This is a genomic window from Nostoc sp. CHAB 5836, from assembly GCF_020829445.1.
GTDB lineage: Bacteria > Cyanobacteriota > Cyanobacteriia > Cyanobacteriales > Nostocaceae > Nostoc.
Genome location: NZ_JAIVFV010000300.1, coordinates 1 through 4,380, shown reverse-complemented (window position 1 = coordinate 4,380; position 4,380 = coordinate 1). Strand labels below are relative to the sequence as shown.

The following is a 4,380-nucleotide window of genomic DNA, read 5'->3' as shown; positions in this document are numbered from 1 at the left end:
GCAAAAACTTTTTCCATGTCACTGATTATCGGTGAAATCGAAAAAGTAGAACTACCGTAGCACAGAGGTTTCAGCGTCAAGTTGAGCGTTGGCAAAAAATGGATAAAGTCGAGCTTAGAGGATGTTTTAAAAGTCCTCTTCTCGGTAACAAAAGGTTTTAGATCCCCCTAAATCCCCCTTAATAAGGGGGGCTTTGATTCCAGTTCCCCCTTTTTAAGAGGGGTTATACCAATTTTTTATTAAGTGCAAAGATACGATTATAATACAATACGGTTCAGTTAGGGCTAAAACTCTGTTACAAAGTCAATTTTTTAACGAACCGCCTTCGCGAAGCGTCTCGTAGAGAAGACGCCAAGGACACAGAGAGAAGAAAGAAATGCTTAACTGAACTGTATTGGATTATAATAAATGAATTTTCTCACAATTCTAGGATTAGCTGCCGCTACAATAACCACAATATCTTTTTTGCCACAGATGTTTAAAACGTGGCAAACAAAATCAGCAAAAGATGTTTCTTTGGTGACGCTGATTACATTCATAACTGGTATTTTTTTGTGGTTAATTTATGGAATATATCTACAATCCTTGCCAATTATTCTTGCTAACGCCGTGACATTGGTTTTTAACTTCATTATTCTATGGCTTAAAATTAAATATAGATAAACTTGCCTCTAACAAACACCTGTGACATCATCTGTATTTGACTCTGAACGCCTTCTATTTACGCCCACCACCCCAGACACCAACGCTATCCCCATAATTTTCGCCTTTCCCAACGAGTACAGCGTAGGTATCACTAGCCTTGGCTATCAGGTAGTTTGGGCAACTTTTGCAATGCGTGATGATGTGCAGGTGAGTCGCCTGTTTACCGATACTCACGAACAACTCCCCAGAACGCCGGAAATTGTGGGATTTTCTATTTCGTGGGAACTGGATTATGTGAATATTCTAAATTTGCTGGAATCTTTGGATATTCCAATTCTAGCAACCTCTCGTCATGATTCTCATCCGATAATTTTTGGTGGTGGCCCAGTTCTCACTGCTAACCCCGAACCTTTTGCAGATTTTTTTGATGTAATTTTGCTAGGCGATGGCGAAACTCTGTTAGGGAATTTTATTGAGGCTTACAAAGAAGTAAGAAATGCCCCAAGACAAATTCAACTAAAAAGACTTGCACAAATACCAGGAATTTATGTACCAAGTTTGTATGAGGTGGAATATCACACAAGAGATGGTGCAGTAAAGTCTATTAAACCAATTTCTCCCGAAATTCCCGCAGTGGTGCAAAAGCAAACTTACCGGGGAAACACTCTATCAGCATCGACTGTAGTCACCGAAAAAGCCGCGTGGGAAAATATTTACATGGTGGAAGTGGTGAGAAGTTGTCCAGAAATGTGCCGCTTTTGTTTGGCGAGTTATCTCACACTGCCTTTTAGAACAGCCAGTCTGGAAGATTCATTAATTCCAGCGATCGCCAAAGGTTTAGAAGTCACAAATCGGTTAGGATTATTGGGGGCTTCTGTTACACAGCATCCAGAATTTGAAGCTTTGCTAGATTATATTAGTCAGCCAAAGTATGATGATGTTCGTCTCAGTATTGCCTCAGTGCGAACCAATACCGTAACAGTCCAACTAGCAGCAACTTTGACCAAACGAGACACGCGATCGCTTACCATTGCTGTAGAGAGTGGTTCCCAAAGAATCCGCCAAATCGTCAACAAAAAGCTGCATAACGACGAAATCATCCAAGCTGCGATCAACGCCAAAGCTGGCGGATTAAAAAGCTTGAAACTTTACGGAATGGCAGGAATTCCTGGTGAAGAAGCAGAAGATTTAGAGCAAACTGTAACGATGATGCGTAATATCAAAAAAGCTGCGCCAGGATTGCGCTTAACATTCGGATGCAGCACCTTTGTACCCAAAGCACACACGCCGTTTCAATGGTTTGGGGTGAATCGCCAAGCCCAAAAGCGGTTGCAGTTTTTGCAAAAACAGCTAAAACCGCAGGGGATAGAATTTCGCCCAGAAAGCTACAATTGGTCGATTATACAAGCTTTATTGTCCAGAGGCGATCGCAGACTCTCCCAACTTCTCCAACTTACTCGTGACTTTGGCGATTCATTGGGTAGCTACAAACGTGCTTTTAAACAACTCAAAGGACAAATCCCCGACTTAGATTTCTACGTCCACACCGAATGGTCAACAGAACAAGTGTTACCCTGGAGCCACTTGCAAGGGCCTCTGCCACAGTCTACACTACTAAAGCATTTGGCTGATGCTAAGAGTTATATCAATCCATCGCCAAAAGAATTGCAGCCAGTGCTGGGAGGGACTCGTTAATAGGGAAGATGAGGGGGATGAGGGGGATGAGGGGGATGAGGGGGATGAGGAGGATGAGGGGGATGAGGGGGATGAGGGGATAATTAATAACTAATGCCCAATGCCCAATACAACTCTACCAGAGGCTGCGCCAACGACAACTCTACCAGACGCACTCGCGAACGCGCTTGGTGAGCTTAGTCGAACGCGAGTGCGTCCCGCTCTTAAGGGCAGTACAAGTGCCCCATGCCTAATACCATTGAATTCATAGCTGAAAACTTGATGCAAAACACAGCTGAGTATTACTGCGCCTATTGCGGCGAAACGAACTTAACTTTTATTGATTTGAGCGCTGGAGGACAGCAATCTTACGTTGAAGATTGTCAAGTTTGCTGTAACCCAAATATTTTGTATGTGCGGGTTGATGAAGATACCCTAGATATCGAGATTGATACCGAATCCGAAAGTTGAATTTTAGGTTTTTCTTTCCATGCTGCACTTTAAACATTCCTCAATAATTAATGCCTCACTAGAAGTTGTTTGGAAATTTCATGAAAGGTCAGATATTTTGCAACTGCTGAATCCACCTTGGCAGCCTGTCCAAATTGTTCGTCGTGAGGGAGGTCTGAATGTGGGGGCTATCACCGAATTTCGTCTGTTTCTTAGCCCATTACCCTTAACTTGGTTAGCGCGTCATACTGAATGTGAAAAATATCGCCTGTTTACCGACGAACAGATATCTGGCCCCTTTGAGTATTGGGTACATCGACATGAATTTGAACCGGAAGATGGCAAAACCAGGTTAACTGACGCTATTTCCTTCTCTATGCCTGGTGGAGAAATAGTTGAATTTGCCAGTGGTTGGTTAGTGCAAGTGCAACTAGAAGCGATGTTTCGCTACCGTCACTATATAACTAAACGCGAGTGCGAATCCTGATCAGCTACAGCGCTTTTCAAGTAATTGAACTACACCGAATTAACTGCGGCGGGGTAGCCCCTAAATTCTATTTATGGGGGCAATACCGCTCCCAATACTGCGTAGTAGGCAAGTTTAGCTTGTGGAAAACTTGTGGAAAAGTACTATAGTTTTTCCACAAGCTAATTATACCTAATTAAGCTTTACCAGCAAAATCTCAAGTTTTACCCAGTTTTTTCCACAAAAAGTCAGATTTTTTCGATAATTTAAGTTAAATTTAATCAATTTTTATACGTTACTTAATATTCTCGACTAATTATTCAGCCATCAATGCTAATAATCAGAGTACTGGTTGTGGAAAACTTAAATCTATCTTCAGGATGGTTTTTGGGAACGGCTAGTCATATTGATGCGATCGCTCAGTTGGCGTATTGTTTGTGCTAAAGTGCGATCGCTCTGGTGAAGTTGGGTAATTTTATCGCAACTATAGATCACCGTTGTATGATCTTTACCACCAAACTCCTCTCCGATTCTCGGCAAACTTAGAGCCGTGTGTTGGCGCATCAGATACATTCCTATTTGACGCGCCCAGCTAATTTCTCTTCGTCGCGAGTTACCTTTGAGGTCGTCTATGGAAACATCAAAATTATCCCCCACAACCTTTAAAATTGCTTCTGGGGTAGCTGCCATTTTTTCGTTAGGCGGTTCTAAAACTGGTGTGATATTTTCCACCGTCATCGGTAAGCCCCAAATAGAAATATAAGCCACCGCCCGAATTAAAGCTCCTTCTAACTCTCTAATATTAGAAGTATAGTTAGAAGCAATATACTCAATCACATCGCGGGGAAGACGAATATTTTCATCCTCGGCTTTTTTCTGCAAAATTGCCATTCTAGTTTCTAAATCCGGCTTTTGAATATCTGCAATTAACCCCATAGAAAACCGAGAACAAAGACGTTCTTGCAAGCTAGGAATCTGGTTAGGAGGACGGTCGGAAGCAATGACAACTTGTTTACCAGCTTCATGTAAAGTATTAAAAGTATAAAAGAATTCTTCTTGGGTGTATTCCTTGCCTTCAAGAAACTGAATATCATCAACCAATAAAACATCAGCCGCTCGGTAATGCTCTCGGAAACTTTGCATAT

The 4,380-nt window shown here is 42.0% G+C and carries 5 protein-coding genes; 4 read left to right on the top strand and 1 reads right to left on the bottom strand.

The annotated features are described in order from the left end of the window. Window positions 1–408 precede the first annotated feature (408 nt). The 4 genes from LC605_RS31295 to LC605_RS31280 all read left to right on the top strand — a co-directional run bounded on the left by LC605_RS31295 (window position 409) and on the right by LC605_RS31280 (window position 3,256). Window positions 409–663 (top strand): SemiSWEET transporter, encoded by a 255-nt coding sequence (locus LC605_RS31295; protein ID WP_229551294.1) that lies wholly within the window; start codon window positions 409–411, stop codon window positions 661–663. 21 nt (window positions 664–684) lie between these two features. Then, window positions 685–2,340, top strand: a complete 1,656-nt coding sequence (locus tag LC605_RS31290) for a radical SAM protein (protein WP_229551293.1) — start codon at window positions 685–687, stop codon at window positions 2,338–2,340. A gap of 261 nt (window positions 2,341–2,601) precedes the next feature. After that, on the top strand, window positions 2,602–2,790 hold the full coding sequence (locus tag LC605_RS31285; protein WP_229551295.1) for a CPXCG motif-containing cysteine-rich protein: 189 nt from the start codon (window positions 2,602–2,604) through the stop codon (window positions 2,788–2,790). A 19-nt stretch (window positions 2,791–2,809) separates the two neighbouring features. Next, window positions 2,810–3,256: an SRPBCC family protein gene (locus LC605_RS31280; protein ID WP_229551292.1), complete on the top strand. Its 447-nt coding sequence runs from the start codon at window positions 2,810–2,812 to the stop codon at window positions 3,254–3,256. 354 nt (window positions 3,257–3,610) lie between these two features. Here the strand turns inward: LC605_RS31280 and LC605_RS31275 are convergent. Next, the coding region (locus LC605_RS31275; protein ID WP_229551291.1) for a chromosomal replication initiator protein DnaA at window positions 3,611–4,380 on the bottom strand (770 nt) is incomplete at its 5' end.

Bases quoted from the DNA above. Each gene is read 5' to 3' on its own strand.
- LC605_RS31295 (WP_229551294.1), top strand. From the start codon at position 409: ATGAATTTTCTCACAATTCTAGGATTAGCTGCCGCTACAATAACCACA.
- LC605_RS31285 (WP_229551295.1), top strand. From the start codon at position 2,602: ATGCAAAACACAGCTGAGTATTACTGCGCCTATTGCGGCGAAACGAAC.
- LC605_RS31280 (WP_229551292.1), top strand. From the start codon at position 2,810: ATGCTGCACTTTAAACATTCCTCAATAATTAATGCCTCACTAGAAGTT.